Genomic DNA, 25175 nt, shown 5'->3' on the forward strand with positions numbered 1-25175 from the left:
TATAAAAAGATTAAAACAATGTCATGTTCAGCCATTTACCTTGATAGTTTCGGCAATTTACCATGTAAAAATGGCAAAACCGCTGTTGTAAATTGCCATGATTTCATTTTTTAGCGTCATTTAGGTCAAGCATTAGTGAACATTAAAGAGACTGAAGGATTAAACATGAGTCGTGATACGATCAGTATCCATTTCGTCAATGCAGCCTTAACAGGTGTAAAACGTCTCGGCATGGATGTCGAAACTTTATTGTCTCATGTTGGTATTGAAGCCGAACTTCTACGCCAACCCAAAGCACGTATTTCTCCAGAACAATACACACGTTTTATTAAAATGTTGTGGATGGTGACTCAGGACGAACACGTTGGTTTTGATATTCAACCACGTCGTTTAGGCACTTTTGCCATCATGTGCCAATTGATCATTCATGCGAAGACCCTTGGTGACGCGCTTGAACTTTCATCACAGTTCTATAAATTGTTTGGCGATGAATGGTCTGTAACTTTAGAACGTGATAAGCATGAAGCACGTCTAGTACCACAAATTCCAAAAACCATGGACCCAGATCATTTTATTACTGAAAGTATGCTCATGATTTGGCATGGTTTAGCATCATGGTTAATTGAACGTCGTCTACCTTTAGAACGTGTTCATTTTGGTTATGCTCGCCCTGAACATGCAGATGAATACGATGCGCTATTCTTTGCACCCGTAATGCAATTTGATGCACCGCGTACCGAAATTACCTTTGCTGCTGATTATCTCGACCTGCCAATTCGTCAAAACGAAGAAACTTTGGAAGAGTTCTTAAAAGCAGCGCCAGCTCAGTTACTTGTTAAGTTTAAAAATACCAATTCTTTAACTTCACGTATCCGTGACGTGTTGAAGAGCCAAATTGGTGAAGAAATGCCAACGCTTAACGATGTGGCATCTATGCTGTATTTATCTCCACAAACCTTACGCCGCCGCTTGGCTGCCGAAGGTAAGAGCTATCAAGGCGTGAAAGATGCCCTACGTCGTGATGCTGCAATTCACTTGTTGTTAAATCCAGATTTAACACTTGAAGATGTCGCGCAACAAGTTGGCTTTAGTGAAACCAGTACATTCCACCGTGCATTTAAAAAATGGACAGGTGTGACACCAGGCCTATACCGCCAACTGCACGGCTATCACTAAGCTGCTGTTAATTTAAAATATAAAATGTAAAACCTGATTTCGATCAGGTTTTTTTATTGGGAAAAATCCGCGCGTTCTCTTTGACAAAGCACTGGATCCACTGAGGTAATCACTCGTTTTCCATTCTGAATCCGATGCATCTCTGCTTTGGTGACTTGAAAGTTTCGATCATATTCACAAGCTAACCCGCCCGTTCCTTCATCTGATGGGTGAATACCGTAAATCATATAGATATAAAAACTGATCATGATGACAAAACCCAAACACACGGTCAGCACAATCCAAGCTGCTACTTTCAACATTTTTTTCGCGCAATTTTGCATGATTTCTTTATTTGCGATATGTGTTCCAAATGATTACAACATGTTTATAAGCGCATTGGTCGATTTGGAAGCTAAATCATTCTAATAAAAAACACATTGTATCGATTCCATTTTGCTTGATTCTCTTAAAAATAGTTGACCAAAAAGCTCAAATGATCTGATCCGTTCTTGTCATTGCACTCTTGTAATTAATCCGTACACTCAAAAAACCAATAAAAATTTAAATGCATATAGGGACAGGATTATGAGCGAGGCTTACATCATTGACGCCATTCGCACACCGCGCGGCAAAGGGAAAAAAGACGGTTCACTGCATCAAGTGAAACCGATCAGCTTATTGACAGGGTTACTCAACGAATTACAAAGCCGTCACCAGTTTGACACGTCCGCAGTGGATGACATTGTTTTGGGCTGTGTCACCCCGATTGGTGATCAAGGTGCAGATATTGCTAAAACTGCCGCGATTGCAGCAGGTTGGGACAATGATGTGGCTGGCGTTCAAATTAACCGCTTTTGTGCATCAGGTTTAGAAGCAGTCAACTTAGCGGCACAAAAAGTCCGTTCAGGCTGGGAAGATTTAATCGTCGCTGGTGGTGTTGAATCGATGTCACGTGTACCGATGGGTTCAGATGGCGGCCCGTGGGCACTTGATCCTGAGACCAACATGGCTTGTGATTTTATTCCGCAAGGGATTGGTGCAGATTTGATTGCAACAATTGACGGTTATTCACGTGCGGATGTCGATGCTTTTGCTGCAGATTCGCAACAAAAAGCCGCAGCAGCACAGGCCAATGGCTATTTTGATCAATCCGTCGTTCCAGTCACAGATAAAGCTGGCGTCACAATTTTAGCCAAAGATGAATTTATTAAACCCACCACAACAGCAGAAGGCTTAAGCAAGCTGAATCCTAGCTTCGCCATGATGGGGCAAATGGGCTTTGATGCGATTGCTTTGCAAAAATATCCAGAAGTCGGTGCAGTCAATCATGTACATCATGCAGGAAACTCATCAGGCATTGTAGATGGTGCTGCTGTCGTTCTACTGGCGTCTGAAAAAGCCGTGAAAGAACAAGGTTTGAAACCACGTGCCAAAGTTTTAGCTACAGCACTGGTAGGTACAGATCCAACCATCATGCTGACTGGGCCTGCACCAGCCGCACGTAAAGCTTTAGCCAAAGCAGGCCTAACAATTGATGATATTGATTTATTTGAAGTGAATGAAGCCTTTGCAGCTGTAGTGATGCGTTTTATTACCGAACTCAAAGTTGACCCTGCCAAAGTCAATGTGAATGGCGGTGCTATTGCATTAGGTCATCCGCTGGGTGCAACAGGTGCGATGATTTTAGGCACCTTGCTCGATGAATTGGAGCGTCAAGGTAAAAAACGCGGTTTAGCCACACTCTGTGTGGGCGGTGGTATGGGCATCGCAACGATTATTGAGTTGGTATAAGGAGAATAAAAATGAGCGCAATTCAGTTTGAAAAAAATGCCGACAACATCGTCATTCTAACCTTAGACTCACCCAATCAATCTGCCAATACCATGAACGCAGATTTCCGTACTGCCCTAAGCGATACCGTTGAAAAGCTTCAGGCAGATACAGAGATTGCAGGCATTATTTTCCGTTCTGCCAAAAAAACCTTTTTTGCTGGCGGTGATTTAGACGAGCTAATTCAAGCTACACCTGAACATGCGACTGAATTCTTCAATATGATTGAAGAGATGAAAGCCAAACTACGTTATATCGAAACCCGTGGCATTCCTGTGGCAGCAGCACTAAATGGCACAGCACTCGGGGGTGGTTGGGAACTCGCACTCGGCTGTCATTATCGTGTTGCGTTAAACGATGAAAAAAGTAAGTTTGGTTTACCTGAAGTGACGTTAGGCTTATTACCGGGCGGCGGCGGCGTGGTACGCATGACTCGCTTACTCGGTCTGCAAAATGCCTTTCCTTTCCTGATGGAAGGCAAACAATTTGGAGTAGAAAAAGCCAAATCACTTGGACTGATTCATGACACAGCAGAGTCTGAACAAGAACTGCTGGACAAAGCCACTGCTTGGGTCAAGGCCAATCCAAAATCACAGCAGCCTTTTGATGTGAAAGGCTTTAAAATTCCAGGTGGCACACCGTCCACGCCAGCTGTAGCACAAATGTTAGCGATTGCTCCTGCCATGCTGCGTGATAAAACCAAAGGCTGCTACCCTGCGCCTGAGGCAATTATGGCAGCCGCTGTTGAAGGTGCTCAGGTCGATGTCGATACAGCATTAACAATTGAGTCCCGTTACTTCACCTATTTGGCGACAGGTCAAATTTCTAAGAACATGATCGGTACTTTTTGGCATGGACTAAACGCCATTAAATCAGGTGCAAGTCGACCAAAAGACATTGCAAAATGGCAAGCCAGCAAAGTTGGGATTTTAGGTGCAGGTATGATGGGCGCTGGTATCGCCTATGCGACAGCATCTAAAGGGATTGCTGTAGTACTCAAAGATGTCAGCATTGAAAATGCTGAAAAAGGCAAAGCCTATAGCCAAAAATTGCTAGATAAAAAAGTTTCGCAAGGCCGTTTAAGTACAGATAAGCGCGATCAAATATTAGCGCTGATTCATTCAACCGCCGACGCCGTAGATCTACAAGGCTGTGACTTGATTATTGAAGCCGTCTTTGAAAACCCTGAGCTTAAAGCCAAAGTCACTCAAGAGGCTGAAACTCATCTTAACGACAACGGCATATTCGCATCGAATACCTCAACTCTACCGATTTCAGGTTTAGCGCAAGCCTCTCACGATCAAACGAAATTCATCGGTCTGCATTTCTTCAGTCCTGTTGATAAAATGCAATTGGTCGAAATCATAAAAGGTAAAAACACGTCCGCTGAAACCTTGGCCAAAGCCTATGACTTTGTGCAGCAAATTGGCAAAACGCCAATTGTGGTGAATGACAGCCGTGGTTTCTTTACCAGTCGTGTATTCGGCACCTTTGTACAAGAAGGCTTACGCATGTTGGCAGAAGGGGTCCATCCTGCTCGTATTGAAATGGCAGCCCTCAAAGCAGGTATGCCGGTGGGTCCTTTGGCTATTCAAGATGAAGTCTCTCTCACCTTGTCTGAGCATGTTGCTGCTGAAACTCGTAAAGCACTGCAAGCCGAAGGCAAAGATTTACCACGCTCTGGCGCAGATGAAGTCATTCAAACTATGATTCATGAATTGGGACGCAAAGGTAAAGCAGCAGGCGCTGGTTTTTATGACTACCCTGAAGGTGGCAAAAAACACCTATGGGAGGGTTTAAACCGCTGGCAGAAACAGGTGGATATTTCTGAACAGGAAATGATTGATCGCTTCCTATTTGTTCAAGCACTTGATACTTTACGCTGCTTGGAAGAAGGCGTTTTAGCATCCACTATTGATGGTAATGTCGGTTCAATTTTTGGTATTGGCTTTGCCCCATGGACTGGCGGCGCATTGCAATTTTTAAATCAGTACGGTTTAGAAAAAGCGCTGCTGCGTGCCCAAAAACTCGAGACACAATATGGTGAACGCTTTAAGGCACCACAACTGCTGAAAGATAAAATTGCCCGCGGCGAGAAAATTTGATTTTTTAAGCGATTAAAGGAGCTTCGGCTCCTTTTTTATGTTCATAATGCCCTGACCACACATTGATATCGATTTCGAATATATTTCACTCAGTGAAACGCAAAATATATGTTATAAAGTAACATCAATTAAGCATTCACTTTATCCAATTGAGTACGTTGTTATGACAGATCATTCATCTCCTGAAAAATCGCCTTGGGGCTGGAAAGCACTGATTATCTTTTGTATTTTAGGTGGTCTGTTTATGTTGATTTTCTGGCTCGCTATTTCAAATGAACCAGACTATATGCCAAGTCAGCAAAACAAACAAAATACCCAACAGCATGCATTCAAAAATGCACCTGTTATGTCTGAAGAAGCGATGCAAAAAGCACAGGCCGATAAAGTTACACGAGAAGCATCTACAGCAACTGCTAGCGAAATGCACATGACTGAAGAACAACATGCGCATATGGATGATACGGGTGCAGAGCCGACTTCTGGCAATACACATGGTCACTAATATCTAAACATTCATAGATCAATATAAAAAAGCGCTTCAACTAAGAGGCGCTTTTTTTATTAATCAAATAAAGTAGATTTCTTAGTTTAGAGACATCCGCATATCAATATGTGGAATACCACAATCTAAATATTCTTCACCTTCAAGCACAAAACCCAAATTGGCATAAAAATCGATGGCATGAACTTGAGCAGAAAGTTTTAAAAATTCGCGATGCTCTTGCTGTGCATATTGAATGATGTACTGCATTAAAATACGACCAACCCCTTGCCCACGATGCGTAGCTAATACAGCAACTCGTCCAATACTATTGTTCCTTAGGAGGCGAGCTGTCGCTATCACAATGGTTTCATCACGCACGACAAAATGAACTGAAACAGCATCTTCAGCATCCCATTCATCTTTAGCTGCAATGTGCTGCTCTTGAATAAACACCTGTTCACGAACTGGCATAGCGTCATGCTTTAACATTTGCCACGTTCCATGTTCAATTTGCATTGAGCTCATTTCATATCCTTAGCATTTACAGCCAATATCTTGTTGATCCCATTGATCATTCAATAGCAATTCCAAGGAATGCTTTTTAATGCCATACATTTCTTTTAGTGCTTGAATCTGTACTAATACAGCTGCATCTGGCTGTTGATAATCTTGGCGTTTGGTCGCCAAAATCATTTTATTTTTACTGGTATGTTCTAATGCGACAAACTCAAAGACTTTGGTTTCATAACCATAGGCTTTCAGTAATAACGCCCGAATGGTATCTGTAAGCATTTCTGCTTGCTGCCCTGCGTGAATGCCAAATTGCAGCATCGGCGCCAGTACTTGTGGAGCTTTCAGTTGTGGACGTAACTCCTTATGACAACATGGTGCGCACATAATCATTTGAGCATTCAAACGAATACCTGTATGAATCGCAAAATCTGTTGCCACATCGCAGGCATGTAAGGCAATCATCACATCTAGACGTTCTGGTGCATAAGTACGCACATCGCCTTGGAAAAAGTCGAGCTGTGTAAATGCTGAACGCGCTGCCACCGATTGGCAAAACTCGACCATTTTCGGATTGAGTTCCACCCCCGTAACAAATGGTACTTGCCCATGCTTTGCCATATAGTCATACAATGCAAAAGTTAGATAACCTTTACCTGAACCAAAATCCACCACACGCAATGCTTGGTCTTGAGTTTGAATTTGATTCAATGCACCCGAAAAAATTTCCACAAATTTATTAATCTGTTTCCACTTGCGTGCCATGCTTGGAATAATCTGTGCTTTTGCATCTGTAATGCCAAGTGGCTGTAAGAAATAACTTTCTTGATCAACATAGCGATGTTTAGCACGATCATGCCCTTGTTGATCTGCATTTTACGTATTGGTTGTACTCGGCTTGCTTTTACTGACGGTCAACATGACCTTCTTTTTATTCTTTTTCAGTTGCAGCTCTTCTTCAAAAGTCATCAAATTGGCTTGTTTGCAACATGCAAGTAGCGATTCAACCTGTGACAATGCTTGGTCGATTGGATAGTTTTTAGTTACATCTTGAGTTTTATAACGATATAAACAACTTAAAACAGGCTCACCTTGCAGCGAAATGACTCGCAAGGTCATTTTTTCCAATTGTTCTAATTCACCTTTATACTGACTGAGAATCATGCGATCAAACCGCTGAGATTCAATGGCTTGCTGAAAGGCTGCTAGAAATTGCTGCTCTTGCGTAGAAGGAGAAGCCAAAGATGACATAATCAAAACCTAAATAAATTTGCATCCCAATTTTAAATCTTCTTACACCAAAAGCAAAATTGAATTACTATACATATGTATATTTAAATTATTATAAAATTACGCCTATGAATACTCCCACTGTTGCTGCTTATGATCCTGCTGAAGAACGTTTAAATTTCTATACCCATGCAGTCGGTGCAGGCTTATCCCTTATCGCTGGTATATTATTGATTATAAAAGGTTCATACTTACCAATGGGTCAATGGCTTGCCCTTTGGGTGTATGCTTTGAGTATGATTTTATTGTTCTCTGCATCTAGCTTATATCACTTTGCTGAATCACCTGAACGTCGTGGTTTGTACAAAAAACTCGATCATACGGCAATCTACTATTTAATTGCTGGCACCTATACGCCATTTCTAGCCATCGCGATTCCAACAGCCAAAGCACATTATTTATTGATTGCTTTGTGGGTCATTGCCGCTATTGGAACACTATTCAAGTTAATCTTCATTCACCGTTTTCAGAAAATATCCTTAATCGCATATTTGGTCATGGGCTGGCTTGCACTGTTGGTAATGGATGATATGCAACGCTTTTTATCTGATCAAGCTTTAACCTACCTGATCATTGGTGGGCTGTCATACACCATTGGTGCATTGTTTTATGCTTTAAAAAAGGTAAGATATACGCACGCTATCTGGCATATTTTTGTATTGATAGGTGCAGGATCACATTTCCTGTCGATTTATCTCTACGTGATATAACCCGCTAACACTGCATTCTTTAGTGACCCTAATTCCGCAGCCTGAAAGCTGGTATTTCGTATTTTTTTAAGAAATTACGCCTTTTTTAAAAAGATTACGCTTTTAAAACTAAGTTCAATTATTTTTAGTAAGTGTAAGGTCTACCATGGCGTCTTCAAATGCTGCTGCATCGGAACAGCAACCCGCAAATTCAAAATTCCGCGTACTTACAGCAAGTCTTGTAGGTACAACAATCGAGTTCTTCGATTTCTATATTTATGCTACTGCAGCTGTGATTATCTTCCCGCATCTGTTCTTCCCTGCGAGTACAGATCCAACCACAGCAACCATTCAATCGCTGGCAACTTTTGCAATCGCGTTCATTGCACGTCCAATTGGTGCTGCATTCTTCGGTCATTTAGGTGACCGTATTGGCCGTAAGGCAACCTTAGTCGCTGCATTGCTGACCATGGGTATCTCAACCGTATGTATCGGTTTACTTCCAACTTATGCTCAAATTGGTATTGTGGCACCGTTGTTACTTGCACTATGTCGTTTAGGTCAAGGTTTAGGATTAGGTGGTGAATGGTCAGGTGCAGTATTACTTGCAACCGAAAATGCACCAGAAGGTAAACGTGCTTGGTACGGTATGTTCCCTCAATTGGGCGCACCCATCGGCTTTATTCTTGCAACAGGTTCATTCTTGACCCTCGGTCACTTCATGTCTGAAGCTGAGTTTATGCAATGGGGCTGGCGTATTCCATTTATTGCCAGTGCATTACTGGTAATCGTTGGTCTTTGGATTCGTCTAAAATTACATGAAACACCTGCATTCCAAAAAGTATTGGATAAGCAGAAAGAAGTTAACATTCCATTCAAAGAAGTTATCACTAAGCATTGGGGTATGTTAATTCTTGGTACGATTGCAGCCATCTGTACATTCGTTGTGTTCTATTTAACGACTGTGTTTGCTTTACAATGGGGCACAACACAGCTTGGTTATACACGTGAAGAATTCTTAAAACTTCAACTTGTGGCAACACTTTGTTTCGCAGCATTCATTCCACTTTCTGCTGTATTTGCTGAGAAATTTGGTCGTAAAGCAACGTCTATTGCGGTGTGTATAGTTTCAGCATTATTTGGTCTAGTTTTCTCAAGTATGCTTGAGTCTGGTAGTACCGCGATGGTGTTCTTATTCCTATGTATTGGTCTTGCGATCATGGGCTTAACTTATGGTCCAATTGGTACAGTATTGTCTGAAATTTTCCCAACATCTGTACGTTATACAGGTTCAGCGCTAACCTTTAACATGGCTGGTATTTTTGGTGCGTCATTTGCGCCACTCATCGCAACTAAACTTGCGACTGGCTATGGTTTATATGCAGTGGGTTATTACCTAACTGCAGCTTCAGTTCTTTCACTTGTTGCATTCTTGCTGATTCGTGAAACGAAAAATGATGATGTGAATAATCAGGTTTAATCCGATTCCACAATAAAAAAGCCAGCTTTAAAGCTGGCTTTTTATGTCTATTACAATCAACAATAGTTTAGCTTTGCTGTAAATCTTCCATCATCAGTTGATAAGTATCTTCAAACTGTTCACGATCGCCACCTGAGTTATAGTAACTTGGCACAATATAGGTGACGACTTGCTGATGATCTTCATTAAAATAAAGTACGTTCACAAGTCGTTCTATGTCATCATCCAAAATGCTATGTTCAGTAACTAACTGATAAAATTTGTCATAAAACTGCTCTGAAAATGCATGACTACTTACATCTTCTGCTGTTAAAAACTCCTGTTTTAACTTCAATAATCCCTGCTCAATTTGATCTGATTGGCTTTCTGCAATACCAAATAAAGACCCGATTTCTTTGTGAAATTCTGACATAGTACATTTCTCATAATTCGTATGATGTTGCTATTGAAAGCTTTATATTTGTTTTCTACTACATATCACATTGAATACAATATGATGCCACCATCTCATCAAATTGAGCATGTAACGCTATCAATATAATCAGTCTAAGTTCAGATCACCAATACCGTTTATCTTTAAATTAATTCAATAATATCAATTGTTGGCGGTACACGAAACCGAAATGGCACACCAACCATACCTGTTCCAACTGTCACAAATACATCGGCATTTTCATGCTGATACAGCCCTTTTTTATGCCCCAATATTGATACTTTTTTCATAACATAATCCGTCAACCATGGCAGTTCAACTTGTCCACCATGGGTATGTCCTGAAAGCATCAATGGGCGTTCTGGAAGTTTCGGTACCATATCAACCGTATCAGGATTATGCGAAAGAATTAGCCAAGGTTTATCTTGTGGCAGCTCAGGTAAATAACGCATATCGGCTTTACCCGCCCATAAATCTCCAATACCAAGCAGACGGAATTCATTAAACTCCACGACCTGTCCTTCTATATCAACCACATTATTCGTACTCAAAGCTTGCTTCAATAATTCCTGAATGGGCGGCCCTGGGTATTGTTCATCATGATTACCATTTACCGAATAAATTGGCGCGACAATTTTTTTGAGTACTGAAAGCTCTTCTACTAACTTATTTTCAGGTTCATAAGTCCAGTCCCCTGCAACTACAACCAAATCAGGGTTTTGTGCATTAATCTTATCAACAATAATTTTGAGCTGGCGTTCATGCCCTGAAAATAGACCAATGTGCAGATCACCAATTAAAGCAATACGAACAGGTTTGAGTAAATTCCGATCTTCATGCAACTTATATTGACGCTTTTGTACCCTTACCATATGCGGCTCAATAAAACGCGCATAACACAGTACACCCGTAATCAGACCGACAAATATCGCTTCATGCAATGAATAGTAACCACTCCAACCCGCATAGAAGCTAAAGAAAAATAAAGGAATCAGTAGATATGAAAGATAGAAGGCCAGTAAATGGATAAAAGCTTTAAAAGGATGAATCGTTTCCGTGCGAGATTGACTTAGCCACGCTTGTGAAATAGCCCAAATTGCGAGCACACCCAAAGCTAGATAAAAATACAACACTACGGAATTTAATTCCCACATACATTTGCTCTACAATTTGTCTGATCGGAAAATCTGTCTATATATTTATCTTTTCACAGCTGACACTTATACTCAAATCAAATTTTTTAGTATCCAGTCAGCATGAACCCAGCCGCACAAATTCAGCAAAAAACACCATTTATACAGTCACACTATAAAGCTGTTTTGCTTAGTTGTAGCTTGGTTTTCACCTTACCAGCTTGTACCACGCTGCCAAAGCAGCCAACACAACCTGTTGACTATGCTTTCCACACTCCAACTGATGACACAACCTTAGCCAAAATTGTACTGCCTTTACGTTCTCAAAATCCCGATTTAACGGGTTACCATGTGTTATATGATCCACTTGAAGCTTTGGCGGCACGTATTGAGCTCATCAACAAAGCTGAAAAAAGCTTAGATCTACAATATTACATCTGGGATAACGATAAAATTGGTTCATTGGCCTTACATGCGCTGATTCAAGCTGCGGATCGCGGTGTAAAAGTACGTTTATTGGTCGATGACAATAATGCCAAGAAAATGGAAGGCATTTATATGGCACTCGATCAGCACACCAATATTGATGTTCGCCTATACAACCCGTACCGCTTCCGTCATTTCCGTGCCATGGATATGGTACTAGATTTAAAACGTATTAATCGACGTATGCACAATAAAAGCTTTATTGCAGACAACCAAATAGCCTTAATTGGTGGGCGCAATATGAGCAACCAATATTATAACGTCAGTGATAACTACCAGTTTTCAGATGTGGATGTCATGTTAGTTGGTGCTGCTTCAGATGAAATCATTCACTCCTTTGATGAATATTGGAATGATGATTATGCATTCCCTGTACGCCAACTGGTCAACCCTCGTCACTATACTTTGCGCTATGAAGGGCTTAAGCAGCAATTGGCTGACTATAACCAAGAAGCGACTGTGGTGAATTATCTGGATTTAGCCAACCGTTCACATTCATTTGACGAGTGGTTAAATAATAAAATTCAATTTGACTGGGTCAAAGCAGAAGTCGTCAAAGACTCACCTAGTAAAATTAAAGCCAAAGCCAAAAAAGAAGAACATCTCAACTTTCAGCTGTTGAATCGTTTGGATAAACCTACACAAAGTGTTGATATTGTGTCTGCTTATTTTGTCCCTGAAAAAGAAGGCGCAGAACGTCTAAAAAAACTCAGTGCAGATGGTGTTAACGTTCGTGTATTAACCAATTCATTCCAAGCCAATGACGTTCCCCTTGTACATGCTTTTTATAGTAAATACCGTCAAGATCTACTCGAGCATGATGTCCAGCTGTATGAATTTTTATCAACCCCAGATTCTGAAAACCTCAATACCAATACCAAAGAAATTGCTGAAAAATCAAAAGTAAGTATGAAGGGATTAAGTCGCTCAAGTTTACATGCAAAACTGATGGCCTTAGATGAAAAACAAGTCTTTATCGGCTCATTTAACTTTGATCCGCGTTCTGCTTATTTAAATACTGAAATTGGCGTACTCCTCAACAGCCCAAGCCTCGCACGTGCCGTCCACTACACCATGGATGAAAATCTAAGTAAGTATGCCTATAAATTAGTGCTCAATGCAGACCAAAATATTAATTGGAAAATCAAACTGTCGAATGGAAATATTCGAACTTATACCCACGAACCTAAAATGAAATGGTGGCAAAAAGCAGGAATGAAGTTTATTTCTTGGCTACCCGTTGAAGGCTTCATGTAAATAACACTTAGCCTTGCAAAATGATGCGTTCAAGCTAAATTTCTGCAGCTCATTCAAGATGAATTGGTGTTTTTAATACCTGTGCTTGAAGTTGCTTTAAGCCTTCGGTCATTTTCTCTTGAACTTCACGTGTCAGTGATTCTACCGTATGCCCTGTAGAATCTATGGCAGGCAAAGTTAATAAATGTGCTGTGACATTCGGCATTTCTAAGACATTTCGCACATGCCGATCAAAACTTAAATCATCAATATATGGCGCAACTTTGTCTAACTCCCCCAGCTGATTGACATAACAAATCAAACAAATCTGTACCGGTCGCCCCGCATCTATGGCCGAACCCAATAAACGACCATGCACTTTTTTAATTTTTGTGCCATCTGAAGTGGTGGCTTCAGGGAAAAACAGAACGGGACTGTCCTGCTTTAAAAACTCAGTGATCTGTTCTTTAATTTTAATAGAGTCACCTGAACCACGCTTAATAAACAGTGTCCCACCACCCTTTGCCAATTTACCGAGTACTGGCCATTTCTCAATTTCTGCTTTGGCTAAAAAGAATACACGCGCTCCCGAACCCAATACAGCAACGTCCAACCACGAAATATGATTACTCACCCAAAGTGCAGGCTGACGTGGGATTTCACCATGAACTTTGACATCAATATTAAACACTTTGCACAGCTTACGGCAGAAGTATTGTACATAACGGGTATTTTTAGGATTGTTCGGATCTTTATAAAGCTGATGACGGAAAACCAAATAAAATCCCTGCGACACCGCTACGACAGCCGCACAGACTTTTTTACAATAAAGATAAATTTTTGAAAAAGCATTGATCTGAGTTGTGTTTTTGCTTTGAACTTGCTTCATATACGGATCACTAAAATTACGCTGTGCCAATCATCGGCTTGATTTTTCCTCATAGTATACTGAAGTGATTTAATTTGCATTGATCATAAAAACCGAAGCTAAAGATAATATTTTCCCATTTTAATCGTTTTAAAGAATTACTTACTATAAACCAATCGCTTTTATGGATTAAAAATTTCATGAACAATTCCTCAGAGACCCCATCAGAAATTTCAAGTTGGGATGCGCTCAAAAGCATTGGTGGTTTAGTTCTAATGTACTGCTCAGCTCTGCTATTACTTGCTTTGAGTTTCCAAAACTTTTAATCGGCAGTCTATATAGTAATTTACTTTCGATCTCATTTTTCGCCTAAAATACCCCTTTAGATAGGAGTAATGCCTGAGTGGAAAATTTTAATCAACATCAAAGTAAAGAACGCATTATTTTGGTCAGCGTCGCTGTGCAAATGCTTCATGACCTTGATGCCGAAGAATTCCACTTACTAGCTCAATCTGCAGGCGCAGAAATACTCGAACATATTCATGCACAACGAATTAAGCCTGACGCAAAACTATTTATTGGTTCAGGTAAAGCTGAAGAAATTGCTGAAATTGTGCAACAATTGGAAGCCGAGTTGGTCATTTTCGACCATTCCTTGACGCCAGCTCAGGCACGTAATCTTGAACGGATTATGAAATGCCGTGTGGTTGATCGCACCGAACTAATTTTAGACATTTTTGCCCAACGTGCACGTACCTATGAAGGTAAGTTACAAGTCGAATTAGCACAGTTACAACATATGGCATCTCGTCTCATTCGTAGTCGTGGTGACCTTGATAGCCAAAAAGGCGGTATTGGTTTACGCGGCCCAGGTGAAACCCTACTTGAAACTGACAGACGCTTACTTAAATTACGTATGGGGCAATTAAAAGCCAAATTAGAAAAGGTTCGCCAAACACGTATTCAAGGACGTGTCGCACGGCAAAAAGCGGCTGTTCCAACTGTTTCATTGGTCGGTTATACCAATGCAGGTAAATCAACCCTATTCAACATTTTGGCAAAAAGTGATGTGTATGCCGCAGATCAGTTGTTTGCCACCCTTGACCCCACATTAAGACGTTTACATTGGGATGGCATAGGTAACCTTGTATTAGCAGATACTGTAGGTTTCGTTCGTAATCTGTCCCACTCTTTAGTAGAGTCTTTTAAAGCAACATTAGAAGAAACCCTTGAAGCGTCATTGCTCCTTCATGTCATTGATTCAAGTAGCCCCGATATGTTGGAACAAATTGAAGCCGTTGAAAAAGTGCTGAAAGAAATTGGCGCTGATGTGCCTATCTTACGTGTCTATAATAAAATTGATGTCAGTGGCGAAGATGCAAAAATCATTTATGCAAAACCACATCTTCCCGACCGTGTTTATGTATCTGCACATAGTTCCCAAGGTTTGCCACTTTTACGCCAGGCCGTGCAAGAATGTTTAATGGGACAAATCCAAAGTTTTGAGCTCACTCTCAAACCAGCTTATGGCAAATTACGTACGCAATTATATGCACTGAATGTGATCCAAACCGAAAATTATGACGAGCATGGGAATTTAATTCTACATGTCATTATTGCGCCTCATAAGCTTGAACAATTGATTAAACAAGCCCATTTGCCTTTAGAAGAAATCCTTGGCAACCGAGCACAACAATTCCAAAGACCGCTTGAGGAATTTGAAATTAAAGACTAAATCGGTTAAAACTTGATAAGTATAATTTTAACGATAGATCAAAATGGATTGGATCAAAACAATAGATTGGAAAGCTTGGTTGGCAACGATTGCACTGATTATTCTTTTTAGAGAAGGTGCAGTTTGGCTCATGAGCCAATTAGATCATCCAGAATTGGGGAATTTAGTTGGCTTGATCGCCTTGTTAATTGTGCTCGTTATTTGGAGAAAAGTGCATAAAATTCCTGCACGAATCGTCGATACCAATAACAAAATCATGAAGGAAAGTGCCTTCGCCTTTTTGCCAATTAGTGCAGGATCATTATTAATGCTGGTACACATGGGCACAGAGATACCCCTCTTTTTAGTAGTTATGGTACTCAGCACACTCATCCCGCTTTGGGTTTACGCAAAAATGGCAAAAAAATGGTTATAACAGGACGTTAATTCATGCTTGCAATCGTTTATGGATTCTTTTTAACTTTTATTGCATATATCTGTGCAAAGCCCATCAATAAAAAATTTCCGCAAATTCCAGTTATTGTTATTGGAATGTTTTTTGTCATCGCTTTGCTGTTTATCTTTGGCATTCCTTATGAAAAATATATGGCTCAAGTCAATCCATTGTTTAATCATCTCTTGGGATATGTCACCGTCGCTTTAGCTATCCCACTTGCAGCCATGCGTTATGACGATCTTCCACTCAAAGCAGTGGTGAGTATTTTAGTCTTCGCCAGCATCAGTGCCGTTGCACTCCCAATGGGCTTGGCTTATTTACTCCATCTTTCTGATCCAACAATCATGGCTTTTGCTACGCGCGCAGTCACCACCCCCATTGCGATTAACATTGCAACGTTATTGCACTCTCCTATCCCCTTAGTCATTCTGATTGTGATTTTATCTGGGGTGATCGGTGCTGCCTTTTCTCCCTTACTGCTCAAAAATATTCATGACGAACGCGCATCAGGTTTAGCCCTAGGCCTTGCGGCACATGCCATAGGTACAGCTCAAGCATGGCAACGTGGCAGTATTGCTGGACGTTATGCTGCTTTTGGTATGGCAGTCAATGCAGTGTTTACGGCTATATGGTTGCCAACATTCATACTCTTTTTACAAAGAATGTGACTGATAAATCAATTTTAAATGATTGTTTTGTATAAAAAATACACTTATGATCAAAATAACAATCTACCATTGACTAGATTGAATATTGCAGCAACGTTTAGCTATTACAAAAGATCGCTGCTGCAATTAAAGCAAAAGCTTAACTCTTTACGAATCCATTAATTTATTCATTGGGGTCTGAGCTTTTGATTTTAAAATGTGTCTAATGACATATTTCACATAAATAAAGTGAATAATTCGTCTTAGATGAGTTGCTCTAGATTGTTTTTTTACCTAAGATGTTCAATAAACAACCATAAACTATATTGATAAAGGATTAGAAATATGATGGTGAAAAAGTTGATTTCGGCAGGTGCACTCGGTTTACTTTTTAGCTGTTCTACACTTTATGCACAAGACCTTACAGGCACGTGGCAACAAATTGATGATAAAACTGGCTCACCAAAAGCGTTAATTGAAGTTCGTAAAGACGCCAAGGATAGCTATACCGGTAAGATTGTCAAAATCACACCTCGTCCGGGTTATACCCCTAAAGAGAAATGTGTAAATTGCCCAGCACCTTATACCAATCAACCTATTTTAGGCATGGATGTCTTTAAAAATTTGAAACTTGAAGGTGAAAACTCATATTCGCAAGGCAAAATTTTAGACCCACTTACAGGCAAAATTTATAGTCTAAAAGGCAAAATTTCTGCTAATGGAAAACGACTTCACTTGCGCGGTTACCTTGGTATTTCTGCGATTGGTCGTACCCAAACGTGGATTCGCGCGGACTAATACAAATATAAATCGTTACATTTTTAGGTGAATACCTAATCTTATCAGGGATAAAATGATGAAAAAATTTAAAGCGGGGTTCTTATTCTTAGCTGCCATGATGGGTAGTTCTGCCTTCGCACAAGATTTGTCAGGTACTTGGCAACAAATCGACGATAAAACAGGCTCACCTAAAGCAATTATTGAAATCCGCAAAGATAGTAATGGGACATTTACAGGTAAAATTGTCAAAGTAACACCACGTCCTGGCTATACGCCTCGTGACACGTGTAACAACTGCCCAGCACCTTATACCAATAAACCAATTTTAGGTATGGATGTTTTAACTGGCCTGAAGCATGTTCAAGGCACCAATAATTACGATAAAGGTCGTGTGATTGATCCATTAGCAGGCAAAATTTACGATGCAAAAGTTCGTATTAATGCCAATGGTAAACGATTAACTCTGCGTGGCTATATGGGCGTTTCAGCCTTAGGTCGTAGTCAAACGTGGATTCGCCAAGACTAAAAAGTGTTGAAATTTAGAGCCGCCTGTAAGGCGGCTTATTTATAAGTGAATGATTAAATTACAAAAATAAAGTTGACTATTCCACTAAAGTTTCTAACATACTAGCGCATTCTTAAAAGCTTTTAGGGGAATAAGCGAAGATGTTTAAGAAATTATTACTTTTACTATGTTCTTTCTTTTTTACGGTATCCGCATTTGCAAACGATATCACAGGAATTTGGCAACAGATTGATGATAAAACTGGTGCTGCTAAAGCCATTATTACCATTGAGAAAGAATCCAATAACACCTTTACCGGCAAAATTATAAAAATTACACCTCGCCCAGGCTATACACCACAAAGAACCTGTAATAAATGTCCTGCACCATATACCAATCAACCGATTTTAGGTATGGAAATTATCCGCGGTTTAAAGCAGGTCGATAACAGCAAAAATTATACAAAAGGCCGTATTATTGACCCACTTTCAGGTAAAATTTACGACGCAAAAATTCGTCTAAATGGTACAGGTAAACGCTTGACCATTCGCGCTAGTATCGGTGTATCTGTATTAGGCCGCAACCAAACTTGGATTCGTATTGATTAATCCTAACGAATCATAAAAAAAGCCACGTTTTGACGTGGCTTTTTATTTATCAACAAGTTATTACATCATCGGGTTGTCAACTGCGAAAGTTTTTTTATCTTCAAGGCGATAAGCCATAAGTTGATGCCCCCACACACATCCACCATCGATGTTTTGAATCTGCTCGGAAATTGTTTTACCTTGTAAAGCTGCCCAATGACCAAAAATAACTTGGTGAGTCTGTGCTGCCTGTGATTCAAACTCAAACCATGGTTTAAAGCCTTCCGGCATTGGATCTGCAAGACTATCTTTAAAGCTGAATTCCAAACACCCTTCTGCGTTAGTCAAACGCATGCGGGTTAGATAGTTGGTAATACAGCGTAGACGTGCATTACCCTCTAGCTCATCTGACCAAAGATCTGGCTTTTTACCATACATCTCTTTCAAGAAGCCATCGACGATTTCAAAGTCCTCATGGCCAATTATAGCTTCTACTTCTTTCGCTAAAGCAGCCGCCTGTTCAGTCGTCCAATTCAGTGGAATACCGGCATGCGTAAGAACTGTGTGTTCATTTGGAAATAAACACAAAGGCTGATGACGTAACCATTCAATTAAATCATCACTTTCTAAAGCATTAATGACATCTAGCGTATTATCTTTTGGATTAATCTCTTTAATACCGCGTGCAACAGCCAATAAAGTCAGATCATGATTACCCAAAACTGTCGCAGCTACACCATTATCGACCAACTTTTTAACAAATCTGAGCACACCGACTGAGTTTTCACCACGTGCGACTAAATCACCTGCAAACCAAATATAATCCTGTTCTGCATCAAATTGAATGGCTTTTAATAATGCTTTTAAAGCTTCAAAACAGCCTTGTACATCACCGATCACATAGTTATAACGAATTGCACGTGACATATTTAAGCCACCATTTGATCTGACAAGGCAACAAACTGAGCTAAAGTTAAGGTCTCAGGACGTGCCATTGGATCAACACCAGCATTTTCAAAACCGTCTTCAACCAACATGCCTTTTAAGCTATTACGTAAGGTTTTACGGCGCTGAGTAAATACATGTGAAACCAAACGCGCCAAAGCTTTTTCATTTTTCGCTACAATTGGTTTCGCTGCATATGGCTCTAAACGGAATACTGCAGAAGTTACTTTTGGCGGGGGATTAAATGATCCCGGTGGTACTTCAAATAAGAAAGTTGGCTTACAGAAGTACTGAATCATCACTGACAAACGGCCATATTCTTTAGTGTTTGGCTCGGCGGTAATACGATCAACCACTTCTTTTTGCAACATGAAGTGCATGTCTTTCACTTTGTCACCAAACTCCAAGAGATGGAATAACAAAGGCGTTGAAATATTATAGGGCAAGTTACCAACAACGCGTAGCGGACGACCTTCTTGAAATAGCTCAGTAAAGTCATATTTCAAAGCATCTGTTTCTACAATGGTTAAACGCTCAGGATGCGGTACACGGCCCGGCAAACCTGCAGCCAAATCACGGTCAAGTTCAACCACTGTTAAAGCATCACACTCACCAATTAACGGTGAGGTTAACGCTGCAAGACCAGGGCCAATTTCGACGATATTATCCCCTGAGCGTGGATTCACCGAACGTACTATTTTAGCAATGACACGTTGGTCATGTAAGAAGTTTTGCCCAAAACGCTTACGCGTGTGATGCCCTTCGTCTTTGGGGTTTAGGGCATTAATTTGATACATAGACATTTCCAACGTGTAAATAAAACAAGATCATTGACGCGCTAAATCAAGCGCTAAGTCCACAGCCACATGTAAGCTAGAGCTTTTTGCAAGACCAGTACCTGCAAGGGAGAGTGCTGTGCCATGATCGACAGAGGTACGAATAAACGGTAAGCCCAAAGTAATATTGATGGCTTCACCAAAGCCCTGCGATTTTAACACAGGTAAGCCTTGATCGTGATACATCGCCAAAACCGCATCGGCATCTTTTAAATTTTCAGGGGTAAATAAAGTATCCGCAGGCAAGCTCAAGCTCATGTGAACGCCCTGCTCACGGTAGCTTTCCAGAACAGGATTAATCACTTCGATCTCTTCCATGCCTAAATATCCATCTTCACCCGCGTGCGGATTTAAGCCACACACCAAAATATTAGGCTGCTCAATCTTAAATTTACTTTTCAGATCATGAATTAAAATATCAATCACTTGATGTAAGCGCTCGGGGGTAATAGCATCAGGTACATCTCGCAACGCTAAATGTGTGGTTGCCAGTGCCACTCGTAATTTTTTAGTTGCGAGCATCATCACCACACGCGGAACGCCAGCAAACTCTTGATAAAACTCGGTATGACCACTGAAATGAATACCGGCATCGTTAATGATAGATTTTTGCACTGGCGCTGTCGCCACACCGACACTTTTTCCTGACATGGCATAATCAGCAGATCGGCGCAATTGTTCTAATACATAAGCCGCATTATTGGCATCAAGCTGACCTAAAACTACAGTATCCGCTAAAGGAACATGCTCCACATAGAGCTGTCCTACCGCACAAGAATCTTGTTGCCCCACATAATCAACCAATTCTACATTTAAATCTAAATGTTCCGCTCGTTGCTGCAACATCTGCTTATCAGCCAAAACGACAATAGGACGCTCATCAATACGATCTGCCAAACTTAGGCAAATATCTGGGCCAATTCCTGCAGGTTCACCGCTAGTGATATATAAAGGGAGCACGACGCCTTTTCCTTGGTAGCTAGACAGCTTTATTATACTGCTCATTACTCAATACTGCTGAAACTAAATCTTTTATGTGCGAAATACATACCTGTCAGAAATATGTTCGCTGTAAAACATGATATGGAATTACTTCAAAAGCGAAGCCTAAGATACCCAGCGCCCAAACCATAGCAATTACAATAAAAACCCATTTTTCAATGCGTTTCAACCGTTGAGGATAGCATGACAGCAACCAAAATGAGATTCCACCAATTATCAAGGAAGCCAATAATAAATATACAATGTAGTAAGTGACAAAACATAAAAACAATGCCATCAATAAGACCATGACCGCATCTCCTACACCATGTAAATGCACAAGATATAAATAAAATGGGCTAACTATGAGAAGGTTTAAAATCCAAATGATGCGAAACCATGTTTGCCAAAATGGGACTATTTCTAATGTTGCTCTCTGAGTGTGATCAGACATAATTTTATTTTCATCTAGTTTTTTATATTTTTTGAATTATAGGCTGTTTATTGATGAAGAAATACACTACAATACAGCGCTTGAAATTTTATATTTTCATTTGTGATTCTTCACGTATTCGTTTAGAATCGCGTCTCCTTTTGTTTGGACAGATTCCATAGTCCAAACCAACTATAATAGGTAGTGGTTTAATGAAAACTCTCAGCGCTAAGCCAGCTGAAGTTCAACATGACTGGTATGTTGTTGATGCTTCTGGCAAAACTTTAGGTCGCCTTGCGACTGAAATCGCTCGTCGTTTACGCGGTAAGCACAAAACTTCTTATACTCCTCACGTTGACACTGGCGACTACATCGTTGTAATCAATGCTGAAGAAATTCAAGTGACTGGTAAAAAAGCACTTGATAAGAAATACTATCGCCATACTGGTTTCCCTGGTGGTATCCGTGAGACTAACTTTGAGAAGTTAATTGCTCACAAACCTGAAGCAGTTCTTGAAAAAGCTGTTAAAGGTATGTTGCCAAAAGGTCCTCTTGGTTATGCAATGATCAAAAAAATGAAAGTGTACGCTGGTACTGAGCATCCTCATACTGCTCAACAGCCACAAGTTTTGGACATCTAAGGGATACAGCACATGGCTACTAACTATGGTACAGGTCGCCGTAAGACCGCAACTGCACGTGTTTTCCTATCAGCTGGTACTGGTAAACTCGTAATTAACAACCGTTCTTTAGAACAGTATTTCGGTCGTGAGACTGCTCGTATGGTTGTTAACCAACCACTTGAGCTTCTTGAAGCGACTACTAAATATGACCTTTACATCACTGTTTCAGGTGGTGGTATCGGTGGTCAAGCAGGCGCAATCCGTCACGGTATTACTCGTGCATTGATCGCTTCTGACGAAACACTTAAACCTGCTCTTCGTCAAGCTGGTTTCGTTACTCGTGATGCTCGTGAAGTTGAACGTAAGAAACTTGGTTTACGTAAAGCTCGTAAACGTCCTCAATTCTCTAAACGTTAATTCGTTTACCGAATCGGACAAAAGAACCTCGGCTTATGCCGAGGTTTTTTTATGTCTTCATTTTATGAAGATGATGTAAATAGAATAACGACCCGATAAATAAAGAGACTCAAACTCGCAATAAAGCATATTACCGACAATGTTAGTGCAATTGTACAGATAGTAATTTTGCTTTTTTGTTCAGGGCTATCATCCTCTGCTCCATAATCAGAGGCATAACTACCGGCGAGCGCCGTATAAAAACCAATGCCCATAAAAATAACGGTAGAGAAAAATAGTAATTTTTGTACAAGTGCAATGCTCATAATGCAATGAGGATCAATTACATGGGATAGCATGAAAATATATCAGATGAAATCAAATAAAATTGTGATTTTAAGTACAACTGAATTGATATTGCTAAAGTCTCCGTGATTTTATAGCCCATATTTAGTATTCTATCTTATTCATTTCTCATTGCTTCGGATTATGTCAGTCGAAAACGCACCCCTCCAAGGGATTACGCTTTACAGTCATGCGGATGACTTTCGCTCACACTGGATACGCTATGTACTTGCAGAGAAGCAAATTAAACATAACCTAATCATTGCAGATGATGAAGACGAAGATTTAGCAAGTTTGAATCCATATAATCAACTTCCAATGATGATTGAAAATGGTTTAAAACTATATAAAAGCAGCATCATTGCAGAGTATTTGGATGATCGTTATCGTCAAAATAAACTCTATGCAGATGCCCCGATGCCACGGGCAGAACAGCGTCAATATGTATGGCGTTTTGAACAAGATTGGTTGAAGCTTGCTGACGTCATGCTCCGCCACCCTGATACACTTAATGAACAAGCAAAACACAAAGCACAAAAGCAACTTCGTGATACATTAATATCACTCACACCACTTTTTCAGCATTATCCATATTTTATGTCTGAACAATTCAGCATGCTCGACTGTATGCTTGCACCAATTTTCCTTCGACTCAAAGTTATGGGTATTCAACTACCAAAACAACAATGTAGACCTATTTTCTTATACTGCCAACGCATTTTTAGTCGTCCTGCATTTATTAAATCTTTGACCTTGCAAGAAAAAAATCGCTATAGCGAATTCTTGCCAAAACAGTAATTTTATTTCCAATTTTTAGAGTAACGATTATGTCAGATCAAGATATTCCATTAAGCCCAACCAGACCTTATCTTACCCGTGCACTTTTCGAATGGATTTGTGATAACCAGTTAACCCCTTACTTATTGGTCGATGCAACGCAAAAAGACACGATGGTACCCGTACAATATGTACAAGATGGTCAGATTGTTTTAAATATTGCACCCCATGCAACGCACGCTTTACATATGAGCAATGATGCTATTACCTTTTCGGCACGTTTCGGTGGCGTCTCACAAAATCTCTATGTTCCGTTTAGTGCCTTATTAGGTATCTATGCTCGTGAAAATGGGCAAGGCATGTTCTTTGATCCAGCTGAATATGCAGATATCAATCAAGAGCAAAATGCTTTAAAATCAAACGATCAAGAACAACAAGAGCAACCAAAGAAAAAACCGGGTTTAAGGTTGCTCGATTAAAACAACGGAGCAAATCATGGCTTTTGATTTAGTACAATATTTCGCAGAACAAATTGAATCTCAAAAGCCTATGCTTTTAAGTCATCTAGATCGTGAAGAAAAACGCTCACATATCCGTCAAATCAATGCCTTAACACTTGGTGAACTGATTAATCAATTACGCAGTAATGGTGAAAAGGTTTATCAAGAGATTTCAAATCCAGATGAATTGTATATTCAGGAAGTTTCTCGCCATTTAACAACAAATCCATCAAATGCATCAACATTGAGTCGAACTGAACTAGAGCAACTAACAACTGAAGTGTTTCATTTGCAATTACTTGAACTGAAACAACTTCATGATACAGGCTCTCACTCGCTACAGAGCATTCGCGAATTATTAAATGGACAAATTGAACATCTTTCTGGTCAAGCAGATGACTGGGTTTGGTCAACAAACAACCTAACAGAACTTCTAGGCTCTAAACCAAATCTGCAAGAAGATATATCATTAGAGGCATCTATGAAGGAGTTTAATCAGATGGTTCATCAACAAAACGCTCAGCACGATGATAATAATGTGGCTGTAGAAGCAACAGTACCAACATGGTCAAAAATTGTTGAACCAGTCGTTGCTATTGCAATTCTATGGATTTTATATTCAGCAGCAACGAATATGTTCGCTTAAGAAAATCGACAAAACAAAAAGACCTGCCAATTGGGCAGGTTTTTTTTACATGAACTTTTTCCAAAATAGCCTGATTTAAAAAGCTATTTGTTTTATTTTGTAATTAACTGAGACTCTATGTAAATTTATAAAGCAAATTATCAAAAATTACATTCAATAATTTCTGTATAGTTGTATAGTCAAATCATTATAAAACCAATACAATGGTGCAATGAGTTATTCAGAACATTTTAGACGTAAAATTTTAGCTAAACTTGAGGAAGGTTATTCTATTCGAGCGGTAGCTGCACAATTTGAAATT

The 25175-nt window shown here is 40.0% G+C and carries 27 protein-coding genes and 2 pseudogenes; 19 read left to right on the forward strand and 10 right to left on the reverse strand.

Features of this window, described 5'->3' with window-relative positions; translation table 11 throughout:
- The first annotated feature begins 165 nt into the window (after positions 1-165).
- Entirely contained in the window at positions 166-1176 is a 1011-nt protein-coding gene (locus FTT84_RS07655; protein WP_067765044.1) for an AraC family transcriptional regulator, read from the forward strand.
- Between the two features lie 53 nt (positions 1177-1229).
- Here FTT84_RS07655 and FTT84_RS07660 read toward each other — a convergent pair whose 3' ends face one another.
- On the reverse strand, positions 1230-1478 hold the full coding sequence (locus tag FTT84_RS07660) for a hypothetical protein (RefSeq protein WP_180058040.1): 249 nt from the start codon (positions 1476-1478) through the stop codon (positions 1230-1232).
- Positions 1479-1743: 265 nt separating this feature from the next.
- Here FTT84_RS07660 and FTT84_RS07665 point away from each other — a divergent pair, with 265 nt between their 5' ends.
- From FTT84_RS07665 to FTT84_RS07675, 3 genes are all read left to right on the forward strand, one after another.
- Positions 1744-2949 (forward strand): acetyl-CoA C-acetyltransferase, encoded by a 1206-nt coding sequence (locus FTT84_RS07665; RefSeq protein WP_180058042.1) that lies wholly within the window; start codon positions 1744-1746, stop codon positions 2947-2949.
- Positions 2950-2960: 11 nt separating this feature from the next.
- Complete coding sequence (locus FTT84_RS07670) at positions 2961-5093, forward strand: 3-hydroxyacyl-CoA dehydrogenase NAD-binding domain-containing protein (protein ID WP_180080717.1); 2133 nt, start codon at positions 2961-2963, stop codon at positions 5091-5093.
- A gap of 163 nt (positions 5094-5256) precedes the next feature.
- On the forward strand, positions 5257-5595 hold the full coding sequence (locus FTT84_RS07675; RefSeq protein WP_180058046.1) for a hypothetical protein: 339 nt from the start codon (positions 5257-5259) through the stop codon (positions 5593-5595).
- An 81-nt stretch (positions 5596-5676) separates the two neighbouring features.
- Here the strand turns inward: FTT84_RS07675 and FTT84_RS07680 are convergent, their stop codons facing one another.
- On the reverse strand, positions 5677-6102 hold the full coding sequence (locus tag FTT84_RS07680; RefSeq protein WP_180080716.1) for a GNAT family N-acetyltransferase: 426 nt from the start codon (positions 6100-6102) through the stop codon (positions 5677-5679).
- Positions 6103-6111: 9 nt separating this feature from the next.
- A pseudogene (locus FTT84_RS07685) lies at positions 6112-7338 on the reverse strand (SAM-dependent methyltransferase).
- Between the two features lie 107 nt (positions 7339-7445).
- On the opposite strand from FTT84_RS07685, the gene FTT84_RS07690 reads away from it, so the two are divergent.
- Entirely contained in the window at positions 7446-8087 is a 642-nt protein-coding gene (locus FTT84_RS07690; protein ID WP_067764956.1) for a hemolysin III family protein, read from the forward strand.
- 145 nt (positions 8088-8232) lie between these two features.
- Entirely contained in the window at positions 8233-9546 is a 1314-nt protein-coding gene (locus tag FTT84_RS07695; protein WP_180080715.1) for an MFS transporter, read from the forward strand.
- A gap of 67 nt (positions 9547-9613) precedes the next feature.
- On the opposite strand, the gene FTT84_RS07700 is transcribed toward FTT84_RS07695, so the two are convergent.
- Together FTT84_RS07700 and FTT84_RS07705 are read right to left on the reverse strand one after the other, a co-directional pair.
- The gene (locus FTT84_RS07700) at positions 9614-9958 is read right to left on the reverse strand and encodes a hypothetical protein (protein WP_180080712.1); all 345 of its coding nucleotides are present in this window, start codon (positions 9956-9958) and stop codon (positions 9614-9616) included.
- 164 nt (positions 9959-10122) lie between these two features.
- Positions 10123-11133, reverse strand: a complete 1011-nt coding sequence (locus FTT84_RS07705; protein ID WP_180058792.1) for a metallophosphoesterase — start codon at positions 11131-11133, stop codon at positions 10123-10125.
- A gap of 102 nt (positions 11134-11235) precedes the next feature.
- Here FTT84_RS07705 and FTT84_RS07710 point away from each other — a divergent pair, with 102 nt between their 5' ends.
- The gene (locus tag FTT84_RS07710; protein ID WP_180080710.1) at positions 11236-12855 is read left to right on the forward strand and encodes a phospholipase D family protein; all 1620 of its coding nucleotides are present in this window, start codon (positions 11236-11238) and stop codon (positions 12853-12855) included.
- Positions 12856-12904: 49 nt separating this feature from the next.
- Here the strand turns inward: FTT84_RS07710 and FTT84_RS07715 are convergent, their stop codons facing one another.
- Complete coding sequence (locus tag FTT84_RS07715; protein ID WP_180080708.1) at positions 12905-13723, reverse strand: 1-acyl-sn-glycerol-3-phosphate acyltransferase; 819 nt, start codon at positions 13721-13723, stop codon at positions 12905-12907.
- Between the two features lie 382 nt (positions 13724-14105).
- Between FTT84_RS07715 and hflX the strand changes: the two genes are divergently transcribed.
- The 6 genes from hflX (at position 14106) to FTT84_RS07745 (ending at position 18413) form a co-directional block, all read left to right on the forward strand.
- Positions 14106-15437, forward strand: coding sequence for a ribosome rescue GTPase HflX (gene hflX, locus FTT84_RS07720; RefSeq protein ID WP_180058795.1), 1332 nt, complete (start codon positions 14106-14108; stop codon positions 15435-15437).
- Between the two features lie 43 nt (positions 15438-15480).
- Positions 15481-15852 carry a hypothetical protein gene (locus FTT84_RS07725; protein ID WP_180058796.1) on the forward strand — a complete coding sequence of 124 codons (372 nt, stop codon included), beginning with the start codon at positions 15481-15483 and terminating at the stop codon, positions 15850-15852.
- A gap of 14 nt (positions 15853-15866) precedes the next feature.
- The gene (locus FTT84_RS07730; RefSeq protein WP_180058797.1) at positions 15867-16541 is read left to right on the forward strand and encodes an LrgB family protein; all 675 of its coding nucleotides are present in this window, start codon (positions 15867-15869) and stop codon (positions 16539-16541) included.
- A 324-nt stretch (positions 16542-16865) separates the two neighbouring features.
- Entirely contained in the window at positions 16866-17318 is a 453-nt protein-coding gene (locus FTT84_RS07735) for a DUF2147 domain-containing protein (protein ID WP_373684997.1), read from the forward strand.
- Positions 17319-17376: 58 nt separating this feature from the next.
- Entirely contained in the window at positions 17377-17826 is a 450-nt protein-coding gene (locus FTT84_RS07740; RefSeq protein ID WP_180058798.1) for a DUF2147 domain-containing protein, read from the forward strand.
- A 140-nt stretch (positions 17827-17966) separates the two neighbouring features.
- On the forward strand, positions 17967-18413 hold the full coding sequence (locus tag FTT84_RS07745) for a DUF2147 domain-containing protein (protein WP_180058799.1): 447 nt from the start codon (positions 17967-17969) through the stop codon (positions 18411-18413).
- 60 nt (positions 18414-18473) lie between these two features.
- On the opposite strand, the gene FTT84_RS07750 is transcribed toward FTT84_RS07745, so the two are convergent.
- The 4 genes from FTT84_RS07750 to FTT84_RS07765 are packed head-to-tail and all read right to left on the reverse strand — an operon-like array spanning position 18474 to position 21608.
- Positions 18474-19319 (reverse strand): symmetrical bis(5'-nucleosyl)-tetraphosphatase, encoded by an 846-nt coding sequence (locus FTT84_RS07750; RefSeq protein WP_180058908.1) that lies wholly within the window; start codon positions 19317-19319, stop codon positions 18474-18476.
- Positions 19320-19321: 2 nt separating this feature from the next.
- On the reverse strand, positions 19322-20134 hold the full coding sequence (rsmA, locus tag FTT84_RS07755) for a 16S rRNA (adenine(1518)-N(6)/adenine(1519)-N(6))-dimethyltransferase RsmA (protein WP_067763375.1): 813 nt from the start codon (positions 20132-20134) through the stop codon (positions 19322-19324).
- Positions 20135-20164: 30 nt separating this feature from the next.
- Positions 20165-21178 (reverse strand): 4-hydroxythreonine-4-phosphate dehydrogenase PdxA, encoded by a 1014-nt coding sequence (gene pdxA / locus FTT84_RS07760; protein WP_180058907.1) that lies wholly within the window; start codon positions 21176-21178, stop codon positions 20165-20167.
- 49 nt (positions 21179-21227) lie between these two features.
- Positions 21228-21608 carry a hypothetical protein gene (locus FTT84_RS07765; protein WP_180058906.1) on the reverse strand — a complete coding sequence of 127 codons (381 nt, stop codon included), beginning with the start codon at positions 21606-21608 and terminating at the stop codon, positions 21228-21230.
- Between the two features lie 191 nt (positions 21609-21799).
- On the opposite strand from FTT84_RS07765, the gene rplM reads away from it, so the two are divergent.
- The 6 genes and pseudogenes from rplM to FTT84_RS17925 all read left to right on the forward strand — a co-directional run.
- Complete coding sequence (gene rplM, locus FTT84_RS07770; RefSeq protein WP_067763379.1) at positions 21800-22228, forward strand: 50S ribosomal protein L13; 429 nt, start codon at positions 21800-21802, stop codon at positions 22226-22228.
- Positions 22229-22240: 12 nt separating this feature from the next.
- A complete protein-coding gene (rpsI, locus tag FTT84_RS07775) occupies positions 22241-22627 on the forward strand; it encodes a 30S ribosomal protein S9 (RefSeq protein ID WP_067763381.1) in 387 nt (128 codons plus the stop codon).
- Positions 22628-23095: 468 nt separating this feature from the next.
- A complete protein-coding gene (locus FTT84_RS07780) occupies positions 23096-23749 on the forward strand; it encodes a glutathione S-transferase N-terminal domain-containing protein (RefSeq protein WP_067763385.1) in 654 nt (217 codons plus the stop codon).
- Positions 23750-23778: 29 nt separating this feature from the next.
- A complete protein-coding gene (locus FTT84_RS07785) occupies positions 23779-24207 on the forward strand; it encodes a ClpXP protease specificity-enhancing factor (protein WP_067763387.1) in 429 nt (142 codons plus the stop codon).
- A 16-nt stretch (positions 24208-24223) separates the two neighbouring features.
- On the forward strand, positions 24224-24874 hold the full coding sequence (locus tag FTT84_RS07790) for a hypothetical protein (RefSeq protein WP_180058905.1): 651 nt from the start codon (positions 24224-24226) through the stop codon (positions 24872-24874).
- Between the two features lie 211 nt (positions 24875-25085).
- A pseudogene (locus tag FTT84_RS17925) lies at positions 25086-25175 on the forward strand (transposase); the annotation flags it as partial.

It is taken from the genome of Acinetobacter sp. YH01019 (assembly GCF_013420285.1).
In the GTDB taxonomy this organism is placed as follows: domain Bacteria; phylum Pseudomonadota; class Gammaproteobacteria; order Pseudomonadales; family Moraxellaceae; genus Acinetobacter; species Acinetobacter gandensis.

Bases quoted from the DNA above. Each gene is read 5' to 3' on its own strand.
- rsmA (WP_067763375.1), bottom strand. From the start codon at position 20,134: ATGTATCAAATTAATGCCCTAAACCCCAAAGACGAAGGGCATCACACG.
- FTT84_RS07750 (WP_180058908.1), bottom strand. From the start codon at position 19,319: ATGTCACGTGCAATTCGTTATAACTATGTGATCGGTGATGTACAAGGC.
- FTT84_RS07705 (WP_180058792.1), bottom strand. From the start codon at position 11,133: ATGTGGGAATTAAATTCCGTAGTGTTGTATTTTTATCTAGCTTTGGGT.
- rpsI (WP_067763381.1), top strand. From the start codon at position 22,241: ATGGCTACTAACTATGGTACAGGTCGCCGTAAGACCGCAACTGCACGT.
- FTT84_RS07765 (WP_180058906.1), bottom strand. From the start codon at position 21,608: ATGTCTGATCACACTCAGAGAGCAACATTAGAAATAGTCCCATTTTGG.
- FTT84_RS07735 (WP_373684997.1), top strand. From the start codon at position 16,866: ATGATGGTGAAAAAGTTGATTTCGGCAGGTGCACTCGGTTTACTTTTT.
- FTT84_RS07715 (WP_180080708.1), bottom strand. From the start codon at position 13,723: ATGAAGCAAGTTCAAAGCAAAAACACAACTCAGATCAATGCTTTTTCA.
- FTT84_RS07665 (WP_180058042.1), top strand. From the start codon at position 1,744: ATGAGCGAGGCTTACATCATTGACGCCATTCGCACACCGCGCGGCAAA.
- FTT84_RS07675 (WP_180058046.1), top strand. From the start codon at position 5,257: ATGACAGATCATTCATCTCCTGAAAAATCGCCTTGGGGCTGGAAAGCA.
- FTT84_RS07680 (WP_180080716.1), bottom strand. From the start codon at position 6,102: ATGAGCTCAATGCAAATTGAACATGGAACGTGGCAAATGTTAAAGCAT.
- pdxA (WP_180058907.1), bottom strand. From the start codon at position 21,178: ATGAGCAGTATAATAAAGCTGTCTAGCTACCAAGGAAAAGGCGTCGTG.
- FTT84_RS07780 (WP_067763385.1), top strand. From the start codon at position 23,096: ATGTCAGTCGAAAACGCACCCCTCCAAGGGATTACGCTTTACAGTCAT.
- FTT84_RS07725 (WP_180058796.1), top strand. From the start codon at position 15,481: ATGGATTGGATCAAAACAATAGATTGGAAAGCTTGGTTGGCAACGATT.
- FTT84_RS07790 (WP_180058905.1), top strand. From the start codon at position 24,224: ATGGCTTTTGATTTAGTACAATATTTCGCAGAACAAATTGAATCTCAA.
- FTT84_RS07700 (WP_180080712.1), bottom strand. From the start codon at position 9,958: ATGTCAGAATTTCACAAAGAAATCGGGTCTTTATTTGGTATTGCAGAA.
- FTT84_RS07710 (WP_180080710.1), top strand. From the start codon at position 11,236: ATGAACCCAGCCGCACAAATTCAGCAAAAAACACCATTTATACAGTCA.
- rplM (WP_067763379.1), top strand. From the start codon at position 21,800: ATGAAAACTCTCAGCGCTAAGCCAGCTGAAGTTCAACATGACTGGTAT.
- FTT84_RS07730 (WP_180058797.1), top strand. From the start codon at position 15,867: ATGCTTGCAATCGTTTATGGATTCTTTTTAACTTTTATTGCATATATC.
- FTT84_RS07785 (WP_067763387.1), top strand. From the start codon at position 23,779: ATGTCAGATCAAGATATTCCATTAAGCCCAACCAGACCTTATCTTACC.
- FTT84_RS07745 (WP_180058799.1), top strand. From the start codon at position 17,967: ATGTTTAAGAAATTATTACTTTTACTATGTTCTTTCTTTTTTACGGTA.
- FTT84_RS07695 (WP_180080715.1), top strand. From the start codon at position 8,233: ATGGCGTCTTCAAATGCTGCTGCATCGGAACAGCAACCCGCAAATTCA.
- FTT84_RS07690 (WP_067764956.1), top strand. From the start codon at position 7,446: ATGAATACTCCCACTGTTGCTGCTTATGATCCTGCTGAAGAACGTTTA.
- FTT84_RS07660 (WP_180058040.1), bottom strand. From the start codon at position 1,478: ATGTTGAAAGTAGCAGCTTGGATTGTGCTGACCGTGTGTTTGGGTTTT.
- FTT84_RS07670 (WP_180080717.1), top strand. From the start codon at position 2,961: ATGAGCGCAATTCAGTTTGAAAAAAATGCCGACAACATCGTCATTCTA.
- FTT84_RS07740 (WP_180058798.1), top strand. From the start codon at position 17,377: ATGAAAAAATTTAAAGCGGGGTTCTTATTCTTAGCTGCCATGATGGGT.
- FTT84_RS07655 (WP_067765044.1), top strand. From the start codon at position 166: ATGAGTCGTGATACGATCAGTATCCATTTCGTCAATGCAGCCTTAACA.